The following is a 25,807-nucleotide window of genomic DNA, read 5'->3' as shown; positions in this document are numbered from 1 at the left end:
AGACCATGGCAATCGATGTCTATCTTCAGATCGACGGCATCAAAGGCGAATCAGCCGACTCGAATCATCAAGGCTGGATCGAACTCACGTCGGCAAACTGGGGCGTCACCCAGCCAAGAAGCGCGACCGCTTCCACTGCCGGCGGCCATACGGCGGAACGCTGCGAACATCGCACCTTGGCACTGACAAAACTCGCCGACCTGTCCTCGCCGATCCTGATGCAGACCTGCTCCATGGGCAAGACGATTCCTAGGGCAAAGCTCGAGTTCATGCGCGCCGATAGCGACGGCAAGCCGGTGAGGTACTATGAAGTCGAACTGGAAAACGTCCTGATCGCCAGCATGGATCAGGCTGTGCACGACGGGACCATCCTGCACGACGCCATCGGACTCCGATTCTCGAAAGTGAAGTGGAAGTACACGCAGCAAAAGATCGGCGGCGGCGCCGGGGGTAATACATCGGGCGGCTGGGATCTCGCAACCAATCGTTGCGCATGAGAGGGTCGCCCATGGCTGGATTTCAACCCAAGGACTCGCGCGGCTATTTCATGCTGCCCCAGCGGCCCGAAGGCGCGGGCTATTACGTCTACGGCACACCGGGCGAAGGAGCCGGACATTATTCGCATCCGGCGATGCTCTCGCTGCTCTTCTTTGTCGAAAGGGAGTGGCAAGCCATCGACCACCGCAAGATCGGGATCGGCAACATCAGTCTGGCTGGCGGCACGCCGTATCCAAAACACCAGAGCCACAAGGATGGTCTCCAGGTGGACGTTCGTGCCCTGCGGCGTGACGGGGCACAGGCCGGGGTCACGATCTTCCAGCGCGACCTCTACGATAAGGATGCGACAGCGAGATTGGTCGCCATCTTCCGCACTCATCCATCGGTACGCTCGATTCTCTTCAATGACACGGGCATACCTGGAGTGATACCGTGGGAAGGCCACGATGATCATTTCCATGTCAGCATTCGGGCGGCGACCAAATGAGCAAACGCTTCGTTCCCCTGTTTGTGACGGCGCTTGTCTTCTGCTCCAGTGCCAGCGGTCAGGCTAAAACGGTCTACCCTGCTCCTGCGAAGCCGCTTACTGCCGAATACACGATTTATTCGGGCAGCCTCGGCGACGAACGGGCGCCGACCGAAACCGACCGCAAACTTGCCATCGAAATTACTGGTGAGGCAGCGAAGGATATCTTCGAGTCGCTGTACCCGGACGTGCAAGGCGTCAGTTGCAGCGATGAGAAGGGCGAGCGCCTGCGGAGGAAGGGGCGAGTGTGGTGCGCGTACTCGCCGAGTGGGGGTTATCGTTGCTTCGTCGGTTTCAATCTCCGAACCGGGGAAAGCATTGCTGGCGGAAGTTGTTGAGCTGGTACAGCAAAAAAAAACGGCACCCCGAGGGGTGCCGTTTTCGCTAGCAAAGCTTAGCAACTAACCGATTTACTCGGCGTCGCCGTGGTGCTCCGTGGTTTGCGCCTGCGCCTGATCTTCCATCGCCTGCAGCTCGGCAGCCATGTTGGCCTTCTCCTGCTGCAGCAGTGCCTGACGCTCTTCCGCTTCCCACACTTCCTTTTCCTTGCGGGCGCGGTGGAATGCCAGACCGGTACCGCCAGGGATCAGGCGGCCGACGATGACGTTTTCCTTCAGGCCGCGCAGACCGTCGCGCTTGCCCATGATCGCCGCTTCGGTGAGGACGCGGGTGGTTTCCTGGAACGATGCGGCCGAGATGAACGAGTCGGTCGACAGCGATGCCTTGGTAATACCCAGCAGCACGTTTTCGTACTGTGCCGGCAGCTTGTTCGCAGCGGCCATGCGGTCGTTCTCTTCCAGCAGCTCCGAACGCTCCACCTGCTCGCCGACGATGTAGTCGGTGTCGCCGGCGTCGGTGATCTGCACGCGGCGCAGCATCTGGCGAACGATCACCTCGATGTGCTTGTCGTTGATCTTCACGCCCTGCAGACGGTAGACGTCCTGCACTTCGTCGACGATGTAGCGGGCCAGCGCTTCGATACCCAGCAGGCGCAGGATGTCCTGCGGATCGGCCGGACCATCGACAATCATCTCGCCCTTGTTCACCACCTGGCCATCGTGCACCAGCACTTGCTTGTCCTTGGTGATCAGGAACTCGTGCTTGTTGCCGTCCATGTCCGTGATTTCCAGACGCTGCTTGCCCTTGGTTTCCTTACCGAAGGCCACCGTACCGGTGACTTCCGCCAGCATGCCCGCGTCTTTCGGCGAACGTGCTTCGAACAGCTCGGCAACGCGCGGCAGACCACCGGTAATGTCGCGGGTCTTCTGCGATTCGGTCGGGATACGTGCAAGCACTTCACCCACCGACACTGCCTGGCCGTCCTTGACCATGATCAGCGCGCCGACCTGGAAACCGATCGTCACGGCGTGCTCGGTGCCGGCGATCTTGACTTCCTGGCCTTGCTCGTTGAGCAGCTTGACCTGCGGACGCAGGACCTTGCCCGAACCACGGCGCTTCGGATCGATTGCCACCAGGGTCGACAGGCCGGTCACTTCGTCCACCTGGCGAGCGACGGTGACGCCCTCTTCCACGTTTTCGAACTTGATGGTACCTGCGTACTCGGTAATGATCGGACGGGTCAGCGGGTCCCAGGTTGCCAGGGCGGTACCGGCCTTCACAGCCATGCCGTCCTTGACGATCAGGGTCGCGCCGTACGGCACCTTGTGACGCCCGCGCTCGCGGCCGTGGTCGTCCGTGATCAGCACTTCGCCCGAACGCGAAATGACGATCTGGGCGCCCTTGCCGTTGGTCACGTAACGCATGGTTGCCGTGAAGCGGATGGTGCCGTTCGACTTGGCTTCCACCGACGAGGCCACTGCTGCACGCGATGCCGCACCACCGATGTGGAAGGTACGCATGGTCAGCTGGGTACCCGGCTCACCGATCGACTGTGCTGCCACGACGCCGACTGCTTCGCCGCTGTTGACCAGCATGCCGCGGCCGAGGTCACGGCCGTAGCACTTGGCGCACAGGCCGTAGCGCGTGTCGCAGTTCAGCGGAGTGCGGACCTTGACTTCGTCGATGCCGACGCGTTCGATCTCTTCGACCATGTCTTCGTCCAGCAGCGTGCCGGCTTCGTACAGGGTTTCCTGGGTTTCCGGATTGACGATGTCGGTACCGGCAACGCGGCCGAGGATACGGTCGCGCAGCGGCTCGATCACTTCACCGCCTTCGACCATCGCCTTCATGTGCGTGCCGTTGGTGGTGCCGCAATCGTCTTCGGTGACGACCAGATCCTGGGTCACGTCGACCAGACGGCGGGTCAGGTAACCCGAGTTCGCGGTCTTCAGTGCCGTATCCGCCAGACCCTTACGGGCGCCGTGCGTCGAGATGAAGTACTGCAGAACGTTCAGGCCTTCGCGGAAGTTCGCGGTAATCGGCGTCTCGATAATCGAGCCGTCCGGTTTCGCCATCAGGCCGCGCATACCGGCCAGCTGGCGGATCTGGGCTGCCGAACCACGGGCGCCCGAGTCGGCCATCATGTAAATCGCGTTGAACGATTCCTGGGTGCTTTCGGTGCCGTCACGCTTGGTGACCGGCTCCACTTTCAGCTGGTCCATCATCGCCTTGCCGACTTCGTCCGAGGTCTTGCCCCAGATGTCGACGACCTTGTTGTAACGCTCGCCGGCGGTGACCAGACCCGAAGCGTACTGCTGCTCGATCTGCTTCACTTCCGCTTCGGCGGTCGCGATCATGCCCTTCTTGACGTCCGGGATCAGCATGTCGTCGACAGCGATCGAGATGCCGGCGCGGGTCGCCAGGCGGAAGCCCGACTGCATCAGCTTGTCCGCGAAGACGACGGTCGCACGCAGGCCGCACTTGCGGAACGACGTGTTGATCAGCTTCGAGATTTCCTTCTTCTTCAGCGCGCGGTTCAGCACCGAGAACGGCAGGCCTTTCGGCAGGATCTCGGACAGGATGGCGCGGCCGACGGTGGTCTCGTAGCGGGTGACGGTGCGCTCGAATTCATCGCTGCCGGCAACGCGTGGGTACTCGACGATACGCACGGTGATGCGGGTCGCGAGTTCGACTTCCTTGTTGTCGTACGCGCGGATGACTTCCGACACGTCCGGGAACATCATGCCTTCGCCCTTGGCGTTGATCGCCTCGCGGGTCGCGTAGTACAGACCCAGCACGATATCCTGCGACGGCACGATCGACGGTTCGCCGTTCGACGGGAACAGGATGTTGTTCGACGCCAGCATCAGGGTGCGCGCTTCCATCTGCGCTTCGATCGACAGCGGGACGTGGACTGCCATCTGGTCACCGTCGAAGTCGGCGTTGAACGCCGCGCAGACCAGCGGGTGCAGCTGGATCGCCTTGCCTTCGATCAGGACCGGCTCGAACGCCTGGATACCGAGACGGTGCAGGGTTGGTGCACGGTTCAGCATGACCGGGTGTTCTTTGATGACGTCTTCCAGGATGTCCCAGACGACCGGCTCTTGCACTTCGACCAGCTTCTTGGCGGCCTTGATGGTGGTCGCGAGACCCATCAGTTCCAGCTTGTTGAAGATGAACGGCTTGAACAGTTCCAGGGCCATCAGCTTCGGCAGGCCGCACTGGTGCAGTTTCAGCTGCGGACCGACCACGATGACCGAACGGCCCGAGTAGTCGACGCGCTTGCCCAGCAGGTTCTGACGGAAACGGCCGCCCTTACCCTTGATCATTTCAGCCAGCGACTTCAGCGGACGCTTGTTGGCGCCGGTCATCGCCTTGCCGCGACGGCCGTTGTCCAGCAGCGAGTCCACTGCTTCCTGCAGCATGCGCTTTTCGTTACGCGTAATGATTTCCGGAGCGCGCAGTTCCATCAGGCGCTTCAGACGGTTGTTACGGTTGATGACGCGGCGGTACAGGTCGTTCAGGTCCGAGGTGGCGAAACGGCCACCATCCAGCGGGACGAGCGGACGCAGCTCCGGCGGCAGGACCGGGAGCACTTCCATGATCATCCACTCAGGCTTGATGCCCGAACGCTGGAACGCCTCGAGCACTTTCAGGCGCTTGGCGTATTTCTTGATCTTCGCTTCGGACTTCGATTCCTTCAGCTCGACGCGCAGGGCTTCGGCATCGCGGTGGATGTCGATCGAGCGCAGCAGTTCACGGATGCCTTCGGCGCCCATGTAGGCGGTGAAGTCGTCGCCGTACTCTTCGTACTTGGCGGCGTAATCGTCTTCCGACATGATCTGGCACTTCTTCAGCGGGGTCATGCCAGGATCGGTCACGACGTATGCTTCGAAGTACAGAACGCGTTCGATGTCGCGCAGGGTCATGTCCAGGACCATGCCCAGACGCGACGGCAGCGACTTCAAGAACCAGATGTGCGCGGTCGGCGAGGCCAGCTCGATGTGGCCCATGCGCTCACGACGCACTTTGGCGAGCGTCACTTCGACGCCGCACTTTTCGCAGATGACACCACGGTGCTTCAGGCGCTTGTACTTGCCGCACAGGCACTCGTAGTCCTTGATCGGTCCAAAGATCTTGGCGCAGAACAGGCCGTCACGCTCCGGCTTGAAGGTACGGTAGTTGATGGTCTCGGGCTTCTTGACTTCACCGAACGACCACGAACGAATTTTCTCGGGCGACGCCAGGCCAATCTTGATGGCGTCGAAACTTTCATTTTGCTGTACTTGCTTGAATAGATCGAGCAGTGCTTTCATGTATCACTCCAGAGGTGACTAAATTTCATTGCGAGGCGCTCCTTGCGAAGCGCCTCAAACCAAGCGGCAATTCAGGAGTCGGACAGGAGTACTTTGGGGCTCCCGCCCGGATGGCAAGGGCTCTTTGCCCTGCCGCTCCGTCCTGCTTCTTAGTTACGCTCGAGGTCGATGTCGATACCCAGCGAGCGGATTTCCTTGACCAGCACGTTGAACGATTCAGGCATGCCAGCGTCGATCACGTGGTCACCCTTGACCAGGTTCTCGTACACCTTGGTACGGCCATTCACGTCGTCCGACTTGACAGTCAGCATTTCCTGCAGCACGTACGATGCGCCGTACGCTTCCAGTGCCCACACCTCCATCTCACCGAAGCGCTGGCCACCGAACTGGGCTTTACCGCCCAGCGGCTGCTGCGTCACCAGCGAGTACGGACCGGTCGAACGGGCGTGCATCTTGTCGTCGACCAGGTGGTGCAGCTTCAGCATGTGCATGAAGCCGACGGTGACCTTGCGCTCGAATGCTTCGCCGGTGCGGCCGTCGTACATCGTGACCTGGTTCTTCGACGGGGTCATGCCGAGATTGGCGGCGATGTCGTCCGGGAAGGCCAGGTCCAGCATGCGGCGGATATCCTCTTCGTGGGCGCCGTCGAACACCGGGGTCGCAAACGGCACGCCGTTCTTGAGGTTGTGCGCCAGGCTCAGGATTTCTTCATCGCTGAAGCTGTCCAGGTCTTCCTTGCGGCCGGTTTCGTTGTAGATCTTGCCCAGGAAGGTACGCAGATCCGCTGCCTTCGCTTGCGCCGCCAGCATTTCGCCGATGCGCCAGCCCAGGCCCTTGGCCGCCCAACCGAGGTGGGTTTCCAAGATCTGACCGACGTTCATACGCGACGGAACGCCCAGCGGGTTCAGCACGACGTCTGCCGGACGGCCGTCCGCCATGAACGGCATGTCTTCCACCGGCACGATACGCGAGACCACACCCTTGTTACCGTGGCGGCCCGCCATCTTGTCGCCCGACTGCAGGCGGCGCTTGACGGCCAGGTAGACCTTGACCATCTTCTGCACGCCAGGCTGCAGCTCGTCGCCTTGCGTCAGCTTCTTGCGCTTCTCTTCGAAGGCCAGGTCGTACTGGTGACGCTTCTCGTTGATCGACTCCTTGATCGCTTCCAGTGCGTTGGCGGTCTCGTCGTCGGCCGGACGGATGTCGAACCAGTGGAACTTGTCCAGGTCGGCCAGGTATTCGGCGGTGATGACAGCGCCTTTCGACAGCTTCTTCGGACCGCCGTTGACGACTTTACCGACCAGCATACGCTCCAGACGCTGGAAGGCGTCGCCTTCCACGATACGCATCTGGTCGTTCAGGTCCAGGCGGAAACGCTTCAGCTCGTCGTCGATGATCTGCTGGGCGCGCTTGTCGCGCTGGATGCCTTCGCGGGTGAACACTTGCACGTCGATGACGGTGCCGACCATGCCCGAGGGCACGCGCAGCGAGGTATCTTTTACATCCGATGCTTTCTCACCGAAAATTGCGCGCAGCAGCTTCTCTTCCGGCGTCAGCTGGGTTTCGCCCTTCGGGGTCACCTTACCGACCAGCACGTCGCCGGCGGTCACTTCCGCGCCGATGTAGACGATGCCCGACTCGTCCAGGCGAGCCAGCTGGTTCTCTGCCAGGTTCGAGATGTCGCGGGTGATCTCTTCCGCACCGAGCTTGGTGTCGCGAGCGACGACCGACAGCTCTTCGATGTGGATCGAGGTGTAGCGATCGTCCTTGACCACGTTTTCCGAGATCAGGATCGAGTCCTCGAAGTTCAGGCCGTTCCACGGCATGAAGGCCACCAGCATGTTCTGGCCCAGTGCCAGTTCGCCCAGGTCGGTCGATGCGCCGTCGGCGATCACGTCGCCACGGGCGACACGGTCACCCACCTGCACGATCGGACGCTGGTTGATGTTGGTGTTCTGGTTCGAACGGGTGTACTTGATCAGGTTGTAGATGTCCACACCGACTTCACCGGCTTGCGCCTCGTCGTCGTTGACACGGATAACCACACGGCCCGCATCGATGTAGTCCACCACGCCGCCACGGACTGCCTGCACGGTGGTACCCGAGTCGACCGCGACGGTGCGCTCGATACCGGTGCCGACCACGGCCTTTTCAGGACGCAGGCAAGGAACCGCCTGACGCTGCATGTTCGCGCCCATCAGTGCACGGTTCGCGTCATCGTGCTCGAGGAACGGAATCAGCGAGGCTGCGACCGACACGATCTGGCCCGGGGCCACGTCCATGTACTGGATGCGCTCTGGCGAGACCAGGATGGTTTCGCCGGCTTCACGCGCCGACACCAGTTCGTCGATCAGCTGGCCTTCTTCGTTGATCTTCGCGTTTGCCTGGGCGATGATGTAACGGCCCTCTTCGATTGCCGACAGGTAATCGATCTTGTCGGTGACCTTCGAACCTTCGACCTTGCGGTACGGGGTTTCCAGGAAACCGTATTCGTTCAGGCGGGCGTACAGAGCCAGCGAGTTGATCAGGCCAATGTTCGGGCCTTCAGGCGTTTCGATCGGGCAGACGCGGCCGTAGTGGGTCGGGTGCACGTCGCGCACCTCGAAGCCGGCGCGTTCGCGGGTCAGGCCGCCCGGGCCCAGGGCGGAAACACGACGCTTGTGCGTGATTTCCGACAGCGGGTTGGTCTGGTCCATGAACTGCGACAGCTGCGACGAACCGAAGAATTCACGGATCGCGGCCGAGATCGGCTTGCTGTTGATCAGATCGTGCGGCATCAGGTTGTCCGCTTCGGCCTGGCCGAGGCGTTCTTTCACTGCACGCTCGACGCGCACCAGGCCGGCGCGGAACTGGTTTTCGGCCAGTTCGCCGACGCAACGCACGCGGCGGTTACCCAGGTGGTCGATGTCGTCGACTTCGCCGCGGCCATTGCGCAGCTCGACCAGGATCTTGATCACGGCCAGGATGTCGTCGTTCGACAGGGTCATGTCGCCGGTCAGTTCGTCACGGCCGATACGGCGGTTGAACTTCATGCGGCCGACAGCCGACAGGTCGTAGCGCTCGGCGCTGTAGAACAGGCCGTTGAACAGGGCTTCGACCGATTCTTCGGTCGGCGGTTCGCCAGGACGCATCATGCGGTAGATCGCCACGCGCGCGGCCATCTGGTCGGCGGTGTCGTCGGTGCGCAGGGTCTGCGAGATGTAGGCGCCCTGGTCCAGGTCGTTGGTGTACAGGGTCTGGATCGACTCGATATTCGCGTCGCGCAGCTTGCCCAGCAGTTCGTCGGTCAGCTCGTCGTTGGCCGACGCGATGATCTCGCCGGTGTCGCCGTCGACGACGTTGGTCGCCAGCACGCGGCCGACCAGGTAGTCTTCCGGTACCGAGATGGCCTTGATGCCAGCCGCCTCGATGTCGCGCACGTGCTTGGCGTTGATGCGCTTATCCTTCGTCACGATGGTCTTGCCGGTCTTCGGATCGACGATGTCGAAGCGCGCGACTTCGCCGCGCAGGCGTTCGGACACGAACTCCAGCTCGGCGCCTTCCGAGCGCAGCGTGAAATTGTCGAAGACGAAGAAGTTCGCCAGGATCTGTTCCGGCGTCATGCCGATGGCCTTCAGCAGGATCGTCACCGGCATCTTGCGGCGGCGGTCGACGCGGAAGAACAGGATGTCCTTCGGGTCGAACTCGAAGTCCAGCCACGAGCCGCGGTAAGGAATGATACGGGCCGAGAACAGCAGTTTACCGGACGAGTGCGTCTTGCCGCGGTCGTGTTCGAAGAACACGCCCGGCGAACGGTGCAGCTGGGAGACGATCACACGCTCGGTGCCGTTGATGACGAACGAACCGTTGGCGGTCATGAGCGGCAGTTCGCCCATGTACACTTCCTGCTCTTTCATTTCCTTGACGACCGGCTTGGTCGGCGATTCCTTGTCCAGGATCACCAGGCGCACCTTGGCGCGCAGCGGCGAGGCGAAGGTCAGGCCGCGCTGCTGGCATTCCTTGACGTCAAATGCGGGGTCGCCCAGCACGTAGGACAGGAACTCGAGGCGCGCAAAACCGTTGTGCGACACGATCGGGAAAATCGAGGTGAAAGCCGATTGCAGGCCTTCGTTCTTGCGCACGGAGGGGACGGCATCCGCTTGCAGGAAATTCTCGTAGGATTCAAGCTGGGTAGCCAGAAGATATGGAACGTTGTGAACGTTGGCGCGCTTCGCGAACGACTTGCGAATGCGTTTCTTCTCAGTAAATGAGTAGTGCATGGACACTCCGTGAGTGACAGAAAGGATGAGAATTCAGGGATTGCCAGTGGCGGTCACCACATACAAGGCCTCAAGTCTCTTCTTGTTCTGCAAGATGAAAAGGACAACCGTACTGCTGTGTTACGATTTATTCTGTATTGCGTGACGCCGGTACTGCAGGGGTATTGCGTTTGCCGCAGGGACGACAAAAGAGCCAAAGCCGCAGCCCCCGCCTTCCGGCAGGGGTGTGCAAGCTTTGACTCCGGCTCGGGGCGCCAGGTTGACGCCCTTTGCGTTTTTATTACTTGAGCTCGGCCTTGGCGCCAGCTTCTTCCAGCTTCTTCTTAGCGGCTTCAGCGTCAGCTTTCGGCAGGGCTTCCTTGACGGTCTTCGGTGCGCCGTCGACCAGGTCCTTGGCTTCCTTCAGGCCCAGGCCGGTGATTTCGCGGACGGCCTTGATGACGCCGACCTTGTTCGCGCCGACTTCGGCCAGAACAACGTTGAACTCGGTCTGCTCTTCAGCAGCAGCTGCGCCGCCAGCGGCACCGCCAGCTGCCGGTGCTGCCATTGCAGCTGCCGACACGCCGAACTTCTCTTCGAAAGCCTTGACCAGGTCGTTCAGTTCCATGACCGACATTGCGCCAACTGCGTCCAGGAACTCTTCTTTGCTAATTGCCATTTGAAACTCCAAATATTGTGTGTGTGTAGTACAGGTTTGGTTCTACTTGAACAGAAAGTCGCGAAGCGATTACGCTTCGGTGGCTTCCGCTGCCGGAGCAGCGGCGCCTTCGCCTTTTTGTGCTGCGACTGCAGCCAGAACTCGTGCAAAGCCCGACACCGGTGCCTGCATGACGCCCAGCAGCTGGGCGATGAGGACTTCACGGCTCGGGATGCTTGCCAGCGCGGTCACGCCGGCGACATCCAGTGCCTTACCAGCGTAGTTACCGGCTTTCACGACCAGCTTGTCGTTGGTTTTGGCGAAGTCGTTGATGACTTTCGCTGCTGCAACGGCGTCGTCCGAGATCGAGTAGATCAGCGGACCGGTCATGGAATCAGCCAGCGAGGCAAACTGCGTGCCCTCAACCGAGCGACGAGCCAGCGTGTTCTTCAGAACACGCAGGTAGACGCCCTGGGCACGTGCGGCTGCACGGAGTTTGGTCAAGTGAGCAACCTGGATGCCACGGTACTCAGCCACGACGATGGTTTGCGCGGTTGCAACTTTAGCGCTTACCTCTTCGACGACGGCCTTTTTGTCATTCAGATTAAGACCCACGGTCAATCTCCTTAAATGATGCGAACAACATGTTCACATCGGTTCGAACACGGCGTCCGAAGTTAAGAAGTCAATCTAACGCGGATGAATTCACGCAGCGTGGACTACAAAACTTGTTCGGGTACACCATCTGCGTTGGGTTTGCTTTTAACCTCCTGCCCAACCTCTGCATTCGGCCCAACGGTCTTTGATTGCCTGCCGGAGCGGTGTTCTTGCCCCGACAGCCCAAAGATGCGCCCCGCGCTGTTCTGCGGGGACTTGATTCTTTGCTTAATTAAGCAGCAGCGACCGAAGCGTGGTCGACACGGACGCCAGCGCCCATGGTCGACGAGATCGCGACCTTGCGCAGGTACACACCCTTCGAGGTAGCCGGCTTGGCCTTGTTCAGGGCGTCGATCAGAGCGGCCAGGTTGGCCTTCAGATCTGCGTCCGAGAACGACTTGCGGCCGATGGTCGCGTGGATGATACCTGCCTTGTCGGTACGGTACTGGACCTGACCGGCCTTGGCGTTGCGCACGGCGCCAGCCACGTCCGGGGTCACGGTGCCAACCTTCGGGTTCGGCATCAGGCCGCGCGGGCCCAGGATCTGGCCCAGGGTACCGACGATACGCATGGTGTCCGGCGAAGCGATGACGACGTCGAACGGCATGTCGCCGGCCTTGACGCGCTCTGCCAGGTCTTCCATACCGACGATGTCGGCGCCTGCTGCACGGGCAGCTTCAGCCTTGTCGCCCGAAGCGAACACGGCGACGCGCACGGTCTTGCCGGTGCCTGCTGGCAGGACGACCGAACCACGAACGACCTGGTCCGACTTCTTCGGATCCACGCCCAGTTGAACGGCGACATCGATCGACTCGTTGAACTTGGCGGTTGCGAATTCCTTGACGATCGACACTGCGTTGTCGAAGGCGTAGACCTTGTTACGGTCGACTTTCGCTTTCATTTCTTTGACGCGCTTGGACAGCTTAGCCATTACACACCCTCCACCGTGATGCCCATCGAACGTGCCGAGCCAGCGATGATACGCACTGCGGCGTCCATGTCGGCGGCGGTCAGGTCCGGCTGCTTGGTTTTTGCGATTTCTTCAGCCTGAGCACGGGTCAGCGAGCCCACCTTGTCGGTGTGCGGCTTGGCGGAACCCTTGGTGATGCCAGCGGCTTTCTTGATCAGGTAGGTTGCCGGCGGGGTCTTCATCACGAAGGTGAAGGACTTGTCGGCGAACGCGGTGATCACGACCGGGATCGGCATGCCTGGCTCGAAACCTTGGGTCTGGGCGTTGAACGCCTTGCAGAATTCCATGATGTTCAGGCCGCGCTGACCGAGTGCAGGACCGATCGGTGGGGATGGGTTTGCCTTACCAGCCGGGACTTGCAGCTTGATAAAGCCAATAATTTTCTTTGCCATGAATGGCTCCTAGATTGGCATTGAGTAGTAGCGCCCCACCGCTACGCTCTGGTACCTGCGGCTCGGCGGGGCTCCTCTTACCGGATTCCGCCTTGCTGCTGCGACGCTCCGATGTAAGCGTTTTAGACTTTCTCTACCTGCCCGAACTCCAGCTCCACCGGAGTTGCGCGGCCGAAGATGGTGACAGTGACACGCACCTTCGATTTTTCGTAGTTGACTTCCTCGACGTTGCCGTTGAAGTCGGTGAACGGGCCTTCCTTGATGCGGACTTGCTCGCCCACTTCGTACAGCACTTTCGGCCTTGGCTTTTCGACGCCTTCCTGAACCTGCTGCATGATCTTGTCGATCTCGCGCGCCGGAATCGGGGTCGGCTTGTTCGATTTGCCGCCGATGAAGCCGGTGACCTTGCTGGTGTTCTTCACCAGGTGCCAGGTCTCGTCGGTCATTTCCATCTCGACCAGCACGTAGCCAGGGAAGAAGCGGCGCTCGGAAACCGATTTGCTGCCATTCTTGACTTCCACGACTTCTTCGGTCGGGACCAGGATGCGGCCGAACTGTTCCTGCATGCCCGCGCGCTCGATGCGCTCGGTGAGAGCGCGCATGACGCTCTTTTCCATGCCGGAGTAGACGTGTACGACGTACCAGCGCTTGTTGCTGACCGGGACACTCAGCGGCGCACCAGCGTCTTGTGCCGGAGCATCGCCCGGCACGTTGTCTTGTACGTTTTCGCTCATTATTGTTTCCACCCCAGGATCAGGTCGTACAACAGGAATTCCAGAATCTTATCCGTGCCCCAGAGGAAGATCGCCATCACGACGACGAAGGCAAACACGATCATGGTGATCATGCGTGCTTCCTTATGGCTCGGCCAAACAACCTTCTTGGTTTCGCGAACGGACTCTTTGGCGAAGTTCAGGAACTCACGGCCGGTGGTGGACGTCCACAAAAGCAGGACAGCAAAAACTAAACCAGCCACGAGGGCGCCGGCGGCGACCAAGGCTGGTTTGTTCTGGCCTTTCAGGTAAAAGAACCCGACTACGCCTGCAATCGCAGCAACCACCGCCAGGGCTACCTTGAACTTGTCATTCGAGGTGCTAACGGTTTGCACGGATTGATTAGACATTCTTCTTTACTTTCGGTGCTGCGCACCAGAATTCGGTGGCAGGGGCGGAGGGAATCGAACCCGCGACCTTCGGTTTTGGAGACCGACGCTCTGCCAATTGAGCTACACCCCTACGAAGACTTCAGCTGAATCACACATTCTACACCATGCGCGCGCATGGCGGGGAATGTTTTTTGAAGAGGCGAAACATTTTCGCCTCTTCGGTACTACAAACTACTTATTGCTTAGGCGATGATCTTGGCAACCACGCCGGCGCCGACGGTACGGCCGCCTTCGCGGATTGCGAAGCGCAGACCTTCTTCCATCGCGATCGGGTTGATCAGCTTGACGGTGATCGACACGTTATCGCCTGGCATGACCATTTCCTTGTCCGCTGGCAGCTCGATCGAGCCGGTCACGTCGGTGGTACGGAAGTAGAACTGCGGACGGTAGTTGTTGAAGAACGGGGTGTGACGGCCACCTTCGTCTTTCGACAGCACGTAGATCTCGCCGGTGAAGTGGTTGTGCGGCTTGATCGAGCCCGGCTTGGCCAGAACCTGGCCACGCTGGACGTCTTCACGCTTGGTGCCGCGCAGCAGCAGGCCGACGTTGTCGCCAGCTTGACCCTGGTCCAGCAGCTTGCGGAACATTTCCACGCCGGTGCAGGTGGTCTTCACGGTGTCAACGATACCGACGATTTCGATTTCTTCGCCGACTTTGATCACGCCACGCTCGACACGACCGGTCACGACGGTACCACGGCCCGAGATCGAGAACACGTCTTCGACTGGCATCAGGAAGGTGCCGTCAACAGCGCGTTCCGGGGTCGGGATGTACGAATCGAGTGCGTCAGCCAGACGGATGATGCAGTCTTCGCCCAGCTCGCCCGGCTGGCCTTCCAGGGCCATACGTGCCGAACCCTTGATGATTGGCAGGTCGTCGCCTGGGAACTCGTACTTCGACAGCAGTTCGCGGACTTCCATTTCGACCAGTTCCAGCAGTTCAGCGTCATCGACCAGGTCGCACTTGTTCAGGAACACGATGATGTACGGAACGCCAACCTGACGCGCCAGCAGGATGTGCTCGCGGGTCTGTGGCATCGGGCCGTCAGCGGCCGAGCACACCAGGATCGCGCCGTCCATCTGCGCAGCACCGGTAATCATGTTCTTGATGTAGTCGGCGTGGCCTGGGCAGTCAACGTGTGCGTAGTGACGGGTAGCGGTTTCGTACTCGACGTGCGCGGTGTTGATGGTAATGCCGCGTGCCTTCTCTTCCGGAGCCGCGTCGATCTGGTCGTACGCCTTGGCTTCACCGCCGAACTTCTTCGACAGAACGGTTGCGATCGCAGCCGTCAGGGTGGTTTTGCCGTGGTCAACGTGACCAATGGTGCCGACGTTCACGTGCGGCTTGGTCCGTTCGAATTTTTCCTTTGCCATTTGAGACTCCTAACGATCCTAACGATTTTTTGAGAATTACCAGGCACACCTGACGGACGAGTACTGCGGACTGCCGTGCTAAATTCTGGTGCCCTTGACGTGGATTGAACACGTGGCCTCTCCCTTACCAAGGGAGTGCTCTACCACTGAGCTACAAGGGCTTATTTGTTTGCGATGCACAGACTGCATCACAATAACTGGAGCGGGTGAAGGGAATCGAACCCTCGTCGTAAGCTTGGAAGGCTTCAGCTCTACCATTGAGCTACACCCGCGAGGTACAACTTCAATTCGACTTCACGACTTCTTCTTTTGGTGGTGGGGGCTGGATTCGAACCAGCGTACTCAGAGAGGGCAGATTTACAGTCTGCTGCCTTTAACCACTCGGCCACCCCACCGCGAAGAACCGCAGAGTATGAAGCAAGCTCAACATGCTGTCAACTATTTTTGCCATCACTACGAACCTGGCTCAATAGCAGCGTTGCTTCGGGGCGTGATTGTAACCGTACCTCGTACAAACCTGCAAGGGTTGTTTTGCAAGCGGTGCGCTGCGCCCATGCGTAGTGGGTTACTGTACGCCTCGAGTGTATGTAAATACGGGGCAGATGGAGATCAGGAAGCCAGGATATCCCAGCTGGGGTTGGCAGTCGCTGCTGCTGGCCAACCTGGCGATCATCGCGGTCCAGCTGGGCACGCGGCTGGCGGCGGACGCCCTGTCGCGCGGAGAAAACTACGTCTTGCCGCTGTTCCCGCCGGCCGGCGTGGCGCTCGCGCTGGCAACCGTGGGTGGCGTGCGGGTCCTGCCCGGCGTCGTGATCGGCGTGGTGGTGGTCAACCTGCCCTGGTACCTGCGCAACACGGAGATGGCGCCCGGCCTTGCGGTGTTGGCGACCGCGGCGGTCGCGCTCGGCGCCCTGCTCCAGGCCTGGCTCGGCGCGCGCCAGTTCCGGCGCTGGCTGCGCCCGGCCATCGATTCCGGCCGCGACGTCGTCGCCTTCCTCGTACTTTCGCCGCTCGTCTGCCTGATGAGCGCCAGCATCTCGGTGCCGGCCCTGCACGGCCTGGGAGCAGCGCATTATCCCGATCCTGTGCGCAGCTGGCTGGCCTGGTGGGCCGGCGATACCATCGGCGTGTTGCTGGCCGCGCCCCTGTGCTGGATCGTCTGCGGCGAACCGCGTCGCCTGTGGCGCCAGCGCGCCCCTATCGTCGGGCTGCCCCTGCTGCTGGCCAGTGCGGCAGTGCTGACCATCTACCGGTTCACCGTCGGCTGGGAGCACGAGCAGCACCTGCAGCCCTACCGGCTGAAGGCGCAGCAGACCGCCGACATGCTGCAAGCCGAATTCAACGAACACGTGCGCTTCGTCGGCACCTTTGCCCGTACCCTCGCGGACACCGAGCACATCCTGGCGCGCGACAAGTTCCTGCTGGTCGCCAGCGGCTATGTCGACGGCCGGCCCGAGATCCAGGGCGTGAACTGGGCGGTCCCGGTGCTGGACGGCGAGCGCGCCGGCTTCGAAGACTGGGTGCGGCGCACGCTCGACGCGCCCTTCGCCGGCATCCAGGACATCGACGCCAGCCTGCGCCTGGCGCCGGCCGGCATGCGCGAACGCTACCTGCCGGTGCTCTACACCTGGCCGCCCTCGAACAGCGAGCTGCGCGGAGTCGACTTCCTCACCGCGCCCGGACGCGCGGCGGTTGCCGCCCGCTCGCTCACCGTACGCACGCCGCTGGCCACCGAGCCGTTTCGCCTGATGACGAGCGGCGACATGGGGATCAGCCTGTTCCGCTCGGTGGGCGACCCGAACCTGCCGACCGCCGGCGTGGTCGTGTTCGTGCTCGATGCCGATATCCTGCTCGAGCAGACGATCGCGCGCGCCGGCTTCGACGGCTTCCAGGCGGCCCTGGTCGACGTCACCGACGGCGCCGCGCTGCCGGTGGTGGGCACGTTCGGCCCGCGCCATCCCGACGAGCACCGCATCGGCCTGTCCTTCGCCGGACGCAGCTACCTGGTCGCCTTCCAGCCCACCGCCGCGTATGCCGCCGCCGAGCGCGGCGTGGCCAGCTGGACCGTGCTCTCGGCCGGCCTGCTGCTCACTGGCCTGCTGGGCGCCCTGCTGCTCCTGGTCAGCGGCGAACGCGCCGCCATCGAAGCCCAGGTGCGCGACCGCACCGCGCGCCTGCGCGACCGCGAGGCGCGCCTCGAAGCCATCCTCGACAATGCGGCCGACGCCATCCTCACGATCGACGCGGACGGCATGGTGGTGTCCGCGAACGCCGCCACCGCGCGCCTGTTCGGCTACCCGGCCCAGCACCTGGTCGGCCTGCCCTTCGGCTCCCTGGTGCCGGCCGGGGTCGACGGCGACGCCAGGGCCCAGCTGACCCGCCTGTCCCAGTCCGCACCCGACGAATGCGTGCTCGAGGGCCGCAACGCGCGCAACGAGATCTTCCCGCTGTCGGTCTCGGTGGCGCCGGTGCAGATCGGGAAGGAGGCGCTGTTCGTCTGCATCCTGCGCGACCTGACCGAGCAGCAGCGCTCGCAGGAGCACATCTACCGCCTGGCCCACCACGACGTGCTCACCGGGCTGGAGAACCGGGTCGCGCTGAACGCCAGGCTCGAGCAGCAGCTGGCCAGCGCGCGCCGCCACAACGAGCCGGCGGCCGTGCTGTTCATCGACCTCGACCACTTCAAGAAGATCAATGATTCGCTCGGCCATGCGGCCGGCGACAAGCTGCTCATCGGCGCGGCCGCGCGCATGAAGGACCTGCTGCGCGACGTCGACACCTTGGCGCGCCTGGGCGGCGACGAATTCATCATCGTACTGGCCGGCCCGCTCACGCCCGACAGCGTCAGCGGCGTGGCGGTGCGCCTGGTCGAGTCGCTGTCGCAACCCTACCAGCTCGGCGGGCACACGGCGCACAGCGGCGCCAGCATCGGCGTGGCCCTGTTCCCCGACGACGGCGAGGATGCCGGCACCCTGCTGCGCCATGCCGACATGGCGATGTACGCGGCCAAGCGCGAGGGGCGCAACAATTTCCAGTTCTTCTCGCCGGCGATGAACGCGGCCACCCACGAGCACCTGCTGCTGGAGAACCGCATGTGGAGCGCCCTCAGCGCCGAGGACTTCGAGCTGCACCTGCAGGCCCAGGTCTCGCTGCAGACCGGGCGCGTGATCGGCGCCGAGGTGCTGCTGCGCTGGCACGACAGCGAACTGGGGTCGGTCGAGCCGAGCCGCTTCATTCCGGTGGCCGAGGAAAGCGGGATGATCGTGCCGCTGGGCGACTGGGTGCTGGCGCGCACCATGGCCCTGCTGGCCGAATGGCAGCGCGAGGGGCTGGACCACCTGCGCCTGGCGGTGAACCTGTCGGCGCGCCAGTTCTCGGGCGGCTCCCTGATCGAACGCCTGGACGAGCTGGTGGCGCACTACGGCATCGATCCGGCGCTGCTGGAACTGGAGATCACCGAATCGGCCGCGATGCGCGACCCGGAAAACACGCGCCAGCTGCTGCGCCAGCTGCGCACGCGCGGCTTCAAGCTGGCGATCGACGACTTCGGTACCGGCTACTCATCCCTGGCTTACCTGAAGCTGTTCGCGATCGACCGCATCAAGATCGACCGCGGCTTCGTGAAGGACATCGAGCACAACCCGAACGACGCGGTGATCGTTGCCGCCACCATCGGCCTGGCGCACTCGCTGGGCCTGACGGTGGTGGCCGAAGGCGTGGAAACCCAGGCCCAGTGGGGCTTTCTGCGCGACAAGCGCGGCGACGAGGCCCAGGGTTACCTGTTCGCGCGGCCGATGCCGGCCGCCGAGTTCCGCGAGTTCATCCGGCGGCAAGCGCAGACAGTACCTGACGCTTGAGGGTGCGGATCAGCGCGGTCTCGTCGGGCGGCACGCCTTCCGGCGCAGTGACCTTGCGGTCGGCGTAGAAGAAGCCCAGCCGGGCCTTGCCGACGACCAGCGGCAGGACGATGAAACTCCTGGCATCCGGCAGCAGCGTGCGGTGCCAGGCGGGCAGCAGCTCGCGGATCTTCGGGGTGGCGGCATCGGAAATCATCAGGTCGGCGTCGTTCTCCAGCGCCAGCAGGAACACATCGCGGCCCGGACCGTGTGCCGCCACGGGGAAGCTGAAACCGGCCTGCACGCGCGCGTGCTCCTCGCCGAACGAGACGCGGGCGCGGTACTGGTTCCGGCGCGCGTCCTTCAGGCACACGGTGGCGAAGCGAAAGCCGAGCGCGCGGTAGAGCGTCTCGAGCATCGCCAGGATCACGTCGTTCAGGCGCGCGCCACCTGCGCGCAACTGGGTCACGTCCTGCACCCCGGCCAGCAGCAGGTCGCGCGCGTTCTTCGGCTTGCCGCTCGGGTGGGTCCCTCCGTCCTCCTGGCCGGCGTCGAGCGTGGCCAGCAGCAGCACGTTGGGCAGGCCGTCGCCATCCTCCGGTTCGGGCGGCGCCAGCGGCTGCAGCTTCATGCTTTCCATCAGGGCCTGCATGCCCCCGGCGACGTTCGCGAACAGGGTGTCGAGCTTCGCCGCATCGAGCTCGAAGGCGGCGCCGTAGCGCGCCAGCAGCGCGCGCGCTTCAGGCGAGCCGCCGGGCTCGGGCATGCGCACCAGCAGACGCGCCACCTCCAGGCTGAACGAGGCCACCTGGCGCATCCATTCGCCGCGGTTGGCCGCGGCCTTCAGGGCGCCCGGCGGCAGCGGGACCTGGGCGCGCACGATCAGGTCCGGGATCTTCCATTCGGCCAGCACCGCCGCCGACAGGGTGTCGTAGCTGCAGCCGAGGATCATCTGCGAAGCCTGGGCGACGGAATGCCTGCCGCCGGCGGCGAGCTGCCTGATCTCGCGGTAGCGTGCGTGCTCGTGCGAAGCCACCAGCAGCGCGCCCAGGTTCTTGAACAGCGCCCCGATCGCCGCTTCCTCGGCGCCCTGGTAGAACGACAGGCGCGCCATCTCGCGCCCGACCAGGCTGGCGCACAGGGCCGCCTCGAGCTCGACGCGCACGCTGCCGGCGTGGGTGCCGTTGTCCAGGGTGTCGACCAGCAGCATCGCCAGGGCCGTGGTCCTGACGTTGTCGAAGCCGAGCAGCGCGATGGCGCGCGACACGGTGGTGACCGCGACCCCGGCCGCGGTGCGGTATTGCACCGTGTTCGACAGGCGCAGGATGCGCTGGGTGAGCGCGACGTCGGACAGCACGAAGTAGGCAAGCTCGTGGGTGCCCTGGTCGTCCGACGAGGCCAGTTCGACCACGCGCGCGACAGCGCTGCCGAGGGCGAACATCTCCTCGTCGCCGTTCACCTTCTGCATCAGGGCCGCGCGCACGCGGCGCGTCGCCTGCTCGTCGGACTGCGAGCTTGTCGATGACGAAGTCAAAGAGGAGTTTCCTGCTTCTGCCATCGCTTATCCGGCTTTCCTGGCACGCGCGCCCTTGTCGTATTTTTTCAGGACCGCCTGGTGCAGCGCGGTGAGCGCCGGCAGCTTGGGGTTGCGTGGATCGAGCCGGCGCACCGCGGCCAGCTGGACCAGGGCCTGCTGGCCCAGCTTCTCGTCCCAGCCGGTGTGCTCGAGGCAGCGCAGCAGCGCCAGCGCGGCGTTGAAGGCGACCTGCGGGTTGCCCGGCATGCGCTGCGCCGCTTCCTGCATCAGGGTGACGGCGCCGTGGTAGTCGCCGCTCCTGGCGCGCTCGGCGCCGCCGGCGACCAGGTCGACCACGTGCTGGCGCGCTTCCTGGGCCAGGCTGGCGCCCAGTTCGGCGTGACCCGCCTGCGCCATCACGCTGATGGCGCGGTCCATGCTCGAGGCGTCGCTGGCGTTGCGCATCACCTCGCGCACGATGCTGACGGCGCCCTCGGCCATGTCGTGCGCGAGGCAGCTGCGCGCCAGTTCGAGCTTCACATCCGCGGACATCGCCGGGATGTCCCGGCTGGCAGCCACCGCCGTGGTCAAGGCTTCGGCCAGGCGCTCTTCGTTGCCGGTGTATTCGTGCAGCAGGGCCGATGAGATCGCGCTGCAGGCGTCGGCGTGCTGGCGTCCGCCCATCGAGCGCTCCAGCTCGCGGATCACGGCGGCGGCAGCCACCGGGTCGCCCTTGCGCACCAGGGTGCGCACCAGTTTCACATAATCCTCGGGGTCGCGAAATTCCGAATACTTGGCCTTCGCCACCACCTGCTTGAACACTTTTTCGGCGGTGTCGTGGTCGCCGGTCTCGAACGCCACTTCGCCCAGCGTGCGCAGGCGCCGTACGGCATGCGGCGACACCGCCACCGCCTTCGCCAGCACGTCCTGCGACTTGTCCAGTTCGCCCATCGCCGTATGGGTGCGCGCCAGCCAGTCGTAGGCGTCGACGAAGTTGGTGTTGGTCTGCACCAGTTCGGTCAGGAGGGATTCGGCCTGGTCGTACTGCTCGCGCAGGTAGAGCGTCTTCGCCAGGCCCAGGCGCGCCCAGGCGATCGCGCGGGTCTCGGACAGGCGCCGGTAGATCGGCTCGGCTCGTTCGGCTTCGCCCAGGAACAGGTGCAGTTCCGCACGCAGGCGCAGGAAGTCGACGACGTAGCGCGGATGCGCCACCTCGCCCTCGATGCAGAGCTGAACCGCCTCGTGCTGGGCGCCGGCCTCCATCAGCCGGTACACCGGCAGCAATACGTTGCGCCGCTCCAGCGCGCGGGCGATGCGCTCGAGCAGGCGATCGGCGGTGAAGGGTTTGAGGATGTAGTCGGTCGGGGCCAGCTCGGCGGCGCTGACCACCTTGCCGTAGTCGCCCTCGGCGGTCACCATGAAGAACATGGTCGAGAGCGTGATGAGCTTGTGGTGGCGCAGGTCTTCCAGCAGTTGCTGGCCATCCTGCCCGCCTTCCAGGTCGTACTCGCACAGCACCAGGTCGAAAGGCTTGAGGCCGAGCTGCTTGACGGCCTGGTTGGCACTGCTGGCATGGTCGATCCGGGTCAGGCCGCACATGGTGAGCATGCCGTGGATGCTCGCCCGCATCCCTGAATGGGGCTCGATGAGCAATGCGCTGAGGCCGTCTAATTCGTTCATGGCGATTTTTTTCCTTTGGCCCCGGGGTGACCTGTCCGCATGCCGGCAAACCGGCGCGGCTACGTTGGCCGCTGCACTTTGAGTATATTACGGCGAGGAAAAAAAATTACTTAAATTGAATAGCGGCTTTGCGCAAAAACGGCGCGCCGATGGGGAAAAACGACAGAGGGATGTTTAGAAGCTGGCGGCCTGGCGCAGCGGTGTCACATTCGCGCATGCGGCGCGCGCCGCGTCGGTGACGATGTTCTGATAGCGCACCTCGTAGCGGCCGGCGGCGAGCTGGTCGATCGTCAGGGTGGCGTGCGCCTCGACATAGGCGTGGCGCACGTTCGAGCGGCGGTCGAGGTCGTGGATCTTGACGAATACCGGCGCTTCGTTGGCGCCGTTGTCCACCACGACCGACATCTCCTTGCCCAGATTGCCGACCGGGTAGCCGGCAATGTAGCCGGAGTCGGCCGGCCAGGGTTCGCCGTTCGGCGCGGCCGGGGTCGCCATGTCGGTAGCGCAGTCGGGCTTGCGCGGCGGCACCACCAACTGGGTGACGGCCAGCGCCTTGACCTGGCTGGCCGGCATGCGCGCGCCGTCCAGGCCGGCCCAGACGTCGGGTTCGCCATCGCGCACCGGCGTCGGGGTTTCGGTCCTGGCGGCGGGCGGCTTGCCGTTGAAGGCCAGGGCCGCCGGCAGCAGGCGTGGCGGCTGGATCAGCAATACCACGGCCACCGCGCCCGCGGTCACGCCGCCAAGGACGCCCAGCCACCATTTCGGATCGCGCAGCAGGCTCGGACGTGGCAGGGCCGGCGCCGGCGGCGCTTCCCAGCCGCTGTCGCTGCGGGTGCGCCCGCCCTCGTCGCCGCTGCTTTCCAGCCACTCGACTTCCCACTCCTCGGCCGCGATCCATTCGTCGTGCTCCTTGCGGCGCACCGGGTCGGACAGGGTGTTGTAGGCGGTGTTAACGATCGCCATGATGCGGGCGGCCTTTTCGTCGCCCGGATTCTTGTCGGGGTGGTACTTCTGGCTCAGAGCCTTGTAGGCCGCACGAATGACTTCCTGCGGCGCACCGCGCGCCACTTTCAGGTTGTCATAATGGGTGTGGATCTTGGCCATGGTCTGTGTCAGCGAGGATCGCTCATTCTGGCGCCTGTTCTGTTCTGGATAATAGCCGATCCCGCAGGCCATACGGGCGGTGCAATCGGTACAGCATAGCCGGGTTTGTATCCACAGCGCAAGATTTCAATCTTACAATCGATGACTGCGATCCGCGCGCACGATTGCATCCGGCAGCTCGACCTCCCGCCCCACCACCAGCACCTTGAACAGCTCGCCCATCTCGGCGGGGGACACCAGTTTCTGCACCGCCTTCGACTGCGGCAGGTAGCGCACCGCGTCTTCCGGGCTGGTCCTGAGCAGCAGTTCGCCGATGCCGCAACCGAGCAGGAACCCGGCCTGGCTCATGTAGCCCAGCACTTCCAGGCCGGCATCCTGGGCGGCCAGGGCCATCGCCGTGAAGTCGACGTGGGCGGTGATGTCCTGCAGGCCCGGCAGATAGAAGGGTTCGGGATGGGCATGGTGGCGGTAGTGGCACATCAAGGTGCCGCCCGTGCGCTGGTCGACATAGTATTCGTGGGCCGGGAAGCCGTAGTCGAACAGCAGCGCCGCGCCCTTGCCCCCCTCGAACATGCGCGCCAGCGAAGCCATGAAGCCGCAGGCGACCGGGTGGATCTCGGTCAGGTAAGCTTCGGGCAGCGTGTCGGCAGCGGGAACCTGGCGCGCCAGCTGTTCGGACAGCGCCGCGTCGAGCTCCTGCTGCACGTAAGTAAAACGGCCGTCCTCGACGGTCACCATCTGGCGCCGCCAGCCGGCCGGCGTCTTGAGCACCAGCTCGACCGGCATGGCGTCGAGCACCTCGTTGGCCAGCACCACGCCACTGTATGCTTCCGGAAAACCGTCGAGCCAGCGCACCTGGGGGAAATCCTTCAGCGCTTCCTGCTGCCGGGCGCGCAATTCTCCCGACAGTTCAATGATGGTATAGCTGTCGACCTGCACGCCTTCCTCGGCCAGCGCGGTCAGCACGTCGCGCGCCAGCTTGCCGGTGCCGGCGCCGAATTCGATGATGTTGGGCGCGCTTTGGGCGATAATAGCGGCTGCCGCACGCGCCAGCGCCGCCCCGAACAGGGAGGTGATCTCGGGCGCGGTGGTGAAGTCGCCGTCGCTGCCCAGCTTGGCCGCGCCGCCGCTGTAGTAGCCGAGCCGGGGCGCATACAGCGCCAGCTCCATGAAACGCGAAAACGCGATCGCGCCGCCCTGCTGTTCGATTTCGGCGGCAATCAATTGCTGCAAGGCTTGGGACGCGGCCAGCGCGTCGCTGTCGGGAAGGGGTAGGGACATCCCGGCATTGTAGCCAGAACGGCAGGGATCAACAATTTCAGGCAACTCACATTCTGTTATGACGCAAGACACACCGCCGCATGACAAGCCAAACGTCGCGCTCGTCACCGGCGCCGGACGCCGTCTCGGCCGCGCGATCGCGCTTGGCCTGGCGCAAGCCGGCTGGGACGTCGCGGTCCACTACCGCAACTCGGAACGCGAGGCGATCGAGACCTTTGATGCCATCCGCGCGCTGGGCCGGCGCGCTGCCCTGCTCGCCTGCGACCTGGGCGACGAAGCGGCGGTGCGCGCCCTCCCCGGCCGCGCAGCCGAGGCCCTGGGCCGTGTGACTTGCATCGTCAACAACGCTTCGTTGTTCGAATACGACAGCGCGACCACGTTTTCGCCGGCCTTGCTTTCTGCCCACATGAGCGCCAACCTGGCCGCGCCCCTGCTGCTGGCCCAGGCCCTGCATGCGGCGACGCCGGAAAACAGCCAGGCGGTGGTGATCAACCTGCTGGACCAGAAACTGTACAATCTCAACCCGGATTTTTTGTCGTACACGCTGTCGAAAGCGGCGCTGGATACCGCCACCAGGATGCTGGCCCAGGCGCTGGCGCCGACGCTACGCATCGTTGGCGTGGCGCCCGGCATCACCATGGTGTCGGGCGACCAGAGCGAGGAAGGTTTCAGGCAGGCGCACACGGTGACGCCGCTGGGACGCTCCTCGACCCCGCAGGATATTGCCGACGCCGTCGTATATGCGGCCTCGGCGCGCGCGCTCACCGGCACCACGCTGGTGGTCGATGGCGGCCAGCACCTGGTGCCGCTGGCGCGCGACGTGATGTTCCTTACCAAATAACTTATTAAGGCTTGTTATGCTGTCCGCCCTGTCCCACCCGAGCTTGCGCGATTGCCGCCGGCTGTTCCTGCGCAATTACGAAGTGATGATCAACATCGGCGTCCACGACTTCGAGAAGAAGGGCGAGCAGCGCGTGCTGATCAACGTCGACCTCTACATCCCGCTGGCCGAATCGACCCCGAAGGCCGACCAGCTCGATGAAGTGGTCGACTACGATTTCATGCGCGAGACCATCGCGCGCCGCATGGCGCAAGGCCACGTGCACCTGCAGGAAACCCTGTGCGACGACGTCGTGCGCGCCATGCTGGCGCACCCGCGCGTGCGCGCGGCCTGCGTGTCGACCATGAAGCCGGACGTGTATCCCGACTGCGAAGGCGTCGGCGTGGAAGTATTCCAGATCAAGGATGAAGCATGAGT

19 protein-coding genes and 4 tRNA genes are annotated in these 25,807 nt (G+C 63.4%); 6 read left to right on the top strand and 17 right to left on the bottom strand.

The window, feature by feature from the left end:
* Window positions 1-5 precede the first annotated feature (5 nt).
* Genes ACSUZJ_RS02515 through ACSUZJ_RS02505 form a run of 3 tightly spaced genes read left to right on the top strand, consistent with a single transcriptional unit; the run spans window position 6 to window position 1,362 of the window.
* Window positions 6-497: an Hcp family type VI secretion system effector gene (locus ACSUZJ_RS02515; RefSeq protein WP_499412997.1), complete on the top strand. Its 492-nt coding sequence runs from the start codon at window positions 6-8 to the stop codon at window positions 495-497.
* An 11-nt stretch (window positions 498-508) separates the two neighbouring features.
* Entirely contained in the window at window positions 509-985 is a 477-nt protein-coding gene (locus ACSUZJ_RS02510) for a M74 family metallopeptidase (RefSeq protein WP_499412995.1), read from the top strand.
* Complete coding sequence (locus ACSUZJ_RS02505) at window positions 982-1,362, top strand: hypothetical protein (RefSeq protein ID WP_499412994.1); 381 nt, start codon at window positions 982-984, stop codon at window positions 1,360-1,362. The genes ACSUZJ_RS02510 and ACSUZJ_RS02505 overlap by 4 nt, the downstream gene beginning before the upstream one ends.
* A 72-nt stretch (window positions 1,363-1,434) precedes the next feature.
* Here the strand turns inward: ACSUZJ_RS02505 and rpoC are convergent, their stop codons facing one another.
* The 13 genes from rpoC to ACSUZJ_RS02440 all read right to left on the bottom strand — a co-directional run bounded on the left by rpoC (window position 1,435) and on the right by ACSUZJ_RS02440 (window position 15,527).
* Window positions 1,435-5,679 carry a DNA-directed RNA polymerase subunit beta' gene (gene rpoC / locus ACSUZJ_RS02500; protein ID WP_499412992.1) on the bottom strand — a complete coding sequence of 1,415 codons (4,245 nt, stop codon included), beginning with the start codon at window positions 5,677-5,679 and terminating at the stop codon, window positions 1,435-1,437.
* 149 nt (window positions 5,680-5,828) lie between these two features.
* Complete coding sequence (rpoB, locus tag ACSUZJ_RS02495; RefSeq protein WP_499412990.1) at window positions 5,829-9,938, bottom strand: DNA-directed RNA polymerase subunit beta; 4,110 nt, start codon at window positions 9,936-9,938, stop codon at window positions 5,829-5,831.
* 280 nt (window positions 9,939-10,218) lie between these two features.
* On the bottom strand, window positions 10,219-10,596 hold the full coding sequence (gene rplL, locus ACSUZJ_RS02490) for a 50S ribosomal protein L7/L12 (protein ID WP_036245558.1): 378 nt from the start codon (window positions 10,594-10,596) through the stop codon (window positions 10,219-10,221).
* 69 nt (window positions 10,597-10,665) lie between these two features.
* A complete protein-coding gene (rplJ, locus tag ACSUZJ_RS02485; protein ID WP_312550424.1) occupies window positions 10,666-11,190 on the bottom strand; it encodes a 50S ribosomal protein L10 in 525 nt (174 codons plus the stop codon).
* Between the two features lie 274 nt (window positions 11,191-11,464).
* Window positions 11,465-12,163, bottom strand: coding sequence for a 50S ribosomal protein L1 (rplA, locus tag ACSUZJ_RS02480; RefSeq protein ID WP_499412989.1), 699 nt, complete (start codon window positions 12,161-12,163; stop codon window positions 11,465-11,467).
* On the bottom strand, window positions 12,163-12,594 hold the full coding sequence (gene rplK / locus ACSUZJ_RS02475) for a 50S ribosomal protein L11 (RefSeq protein ID WP_313704929.1): 432 nt from the start codon (window positions 12,592-12,594) through the stop codon (window positions 12,163-12,165). The genes rplA and rplK overlap by 1 nt, the downstream gene beginning before the upstream one ends.
* A 122-nt stretch (window positions 12,595-12,716) precedes the next feature.
* The gene (gene nusG / locus ACSUZJ_RS02470) at window positions 12,717-13,328 is read right to left on the bottom strand and encodes a transcription termination/antitermination protein NusG (RefSeq protein WP_499412987.1); all 612 of its coding nucleotides are present in this window, start codon (window positions 13,326-13,328) and stop codon (window positions 12,717-12,719) included.
* Window positions 13,328-13,717, bottom strand: coding sequence for a preprotein translocase subunit SecE (secE, locus tag ACSUZJ_RS02465; RefSeq protein WP_499412986.1), 390 nt, complete (start codon window positions 13,715-13,717; stop codon window positions 13,328-13,330). Before secE ends, nusG begins: the two co-directional genes overlap by 1 nt.
* A 36-nt stretch (window positions 13,718-13,753) precedes the next feature.
* Window positions 13,754-13,829, bottom strand: a tRNA-Trp gene (locus ACSUZJ_RS02460).
* 112 nt (window positions 13,830-13,941) lie between these two features.
* Window positions 13,942-15,132 (bottom strand): elongation factor Tu, encoded by a 1,191-nt coding sequence (gene tuf, locus ACSUZJ_RS02455; RefSeq protein WP_499411986.1) that lies wholly within the window; start codon window positions 15,130-15,132, stop codon window positions 13,942-13,944.
* An 86-nt stretch (window positions 15,133-15,218) separates the two neighbouring features.
* Window positions 15,219-15,293: transfer RNA gene (locus ACSUZJ_RS02450), tRNA-Thr, on the bottom strand.
* Between the two features lie 37 nt (window positions 15,294-15,330).
* Window positions 15,331-15,404 (bottom strand) — tRNA-Gly (locus tag ACSUZJ_RS02445).
* 38 nt (window positions 15,405-15,442) lie between these two features.
* Window positions 15,443-15,527, bottom strand: a tRNA-Tyr gene (locus ACSUZJ_RS02440).
* A gap of 207 nt (window positions 15,528-15,734) precedes the next feature.
* On the opposite strand from ACSUZJ_RS02440, the gene ACSUZJ_RS02435 reads away from it, so the two are divergent.
* Window positions 15,735-18,989: a bifunctional diguanylate cyclase/phosphodiesterase gene (locus tag ACSUZJ_RS02435; RefSeq protein ID WP_499412984.1), complete on the top strand. Its 3,255-nt coding sequence runs from the start codon at window positions 15,735-15,737 to the stop codon at window positions 18,987-18,989.
* Here the strand turns inward: ACSUZJ_RS02435 and ACSUZJ_RS02430 are convergent.
* The 4 genes from ACSUZJ_RS02430 to ACSUZJ_RS02415 form a co-directional block, all read right to left on the bottom strand.
* On the bottom strand, window positions 18,952-20,436 hold the full coding sequence (locus ACSUZJ_RS02430) for an HDOD domain-containing protein (RefSeq protein WP_499416676.1): 1,485 nt from the start codon (window positions 20,434-20,436) through the stop codon (window positions 18,952-18,954). The two genes, ACSUZJ_RS02435 and ACSUZJ_RS02430, sit on opposite strands and share 38 nt — an antisense overlap.
* Window positions 20,437-20,529: 93 nt before the next feature.
* Window positions 20,530-22,164 (bottom strand): tetratricopeptide repeat protein, encoded by a 1,635-nt coding sequence (locus tag ACSUZJ_RS02425; RefSeq protein ID WP_499412983.1) that lies wholly within the window; start codon window positions 22,162-22,164, stop codon window positions 20,530-20,532.
* A 174-nt stretch (window positions 22,165-22,338) separates the two neighbouring features.
* On the bottom strand, window positions 22,339-23,268 hold the full coding sequence (locus ACSUZJ_RS02420) for a J domain-containing protein (RefSeq protein ID WP_499412981.1): 930 nt from the start codon (window positions 23,266-23,268) through the stop codon (window positions 22,339-22,341).
* Between the two features lie 132 nt (window positions 23,269-23,400).
* Window positions 23,401-24,549, bottom strand: coding sequence for a class I SAM-dependent methyltransferase (locus ACSUZJ_RS02415; RefSeq protein WP_499412980.1), 1,149 nt, complete (start codon window positions 24,547-24,549; stop codon window positions 23,401-23,403).
* 58 nt (window positions 24,550-24,607) lie between these two features.
* Here ACSUZJ_RS02415 and ACSUZJ_RS02410 point away from each other — a divergent pair, with 58 nt between their 5' ends.
* Both ACSUZJ_RS02410 and ACSUZJ_RS02405 read left to right on the top strand, forming a co-directional pair.
* Complete coding sequence (locus ACSUZJ_RS02410; protein WP_499412978.1) at window positions 24,608-25,390, top strand: SDR family oxidoreductase; 783 nt, start codon at window positions 24,608-24,610, stop codon at window positions 25,388-25,390.
* A 16-nt stretch (window positions 25,391-25,406) separates the two neighbouring features.
* Entirely contained in the window at window positions 25,407-25,805 is a 399-nt protein-coding gene (locus ACSUZJ_RS02405) for a dihydroneopterin aldolase (RefSeq protein ID WP_499412977.1), read from the top strand.
* Window positions 25,806-25,807: the final 2 nt, after the last annotated feature.

Origin of the sequence: Telluria sp. B2, assembly GCF_051789535.1 — a bacterium.
Classification (GTDB): Bacteria; Pseudomonadota; Gammaproteobacteria; order Burkholderiales; family Burkholderiaceae_D; genus Telluria.
This window is presented reverse-complemented; position numbering and strand designations above follow the sequence as displayed.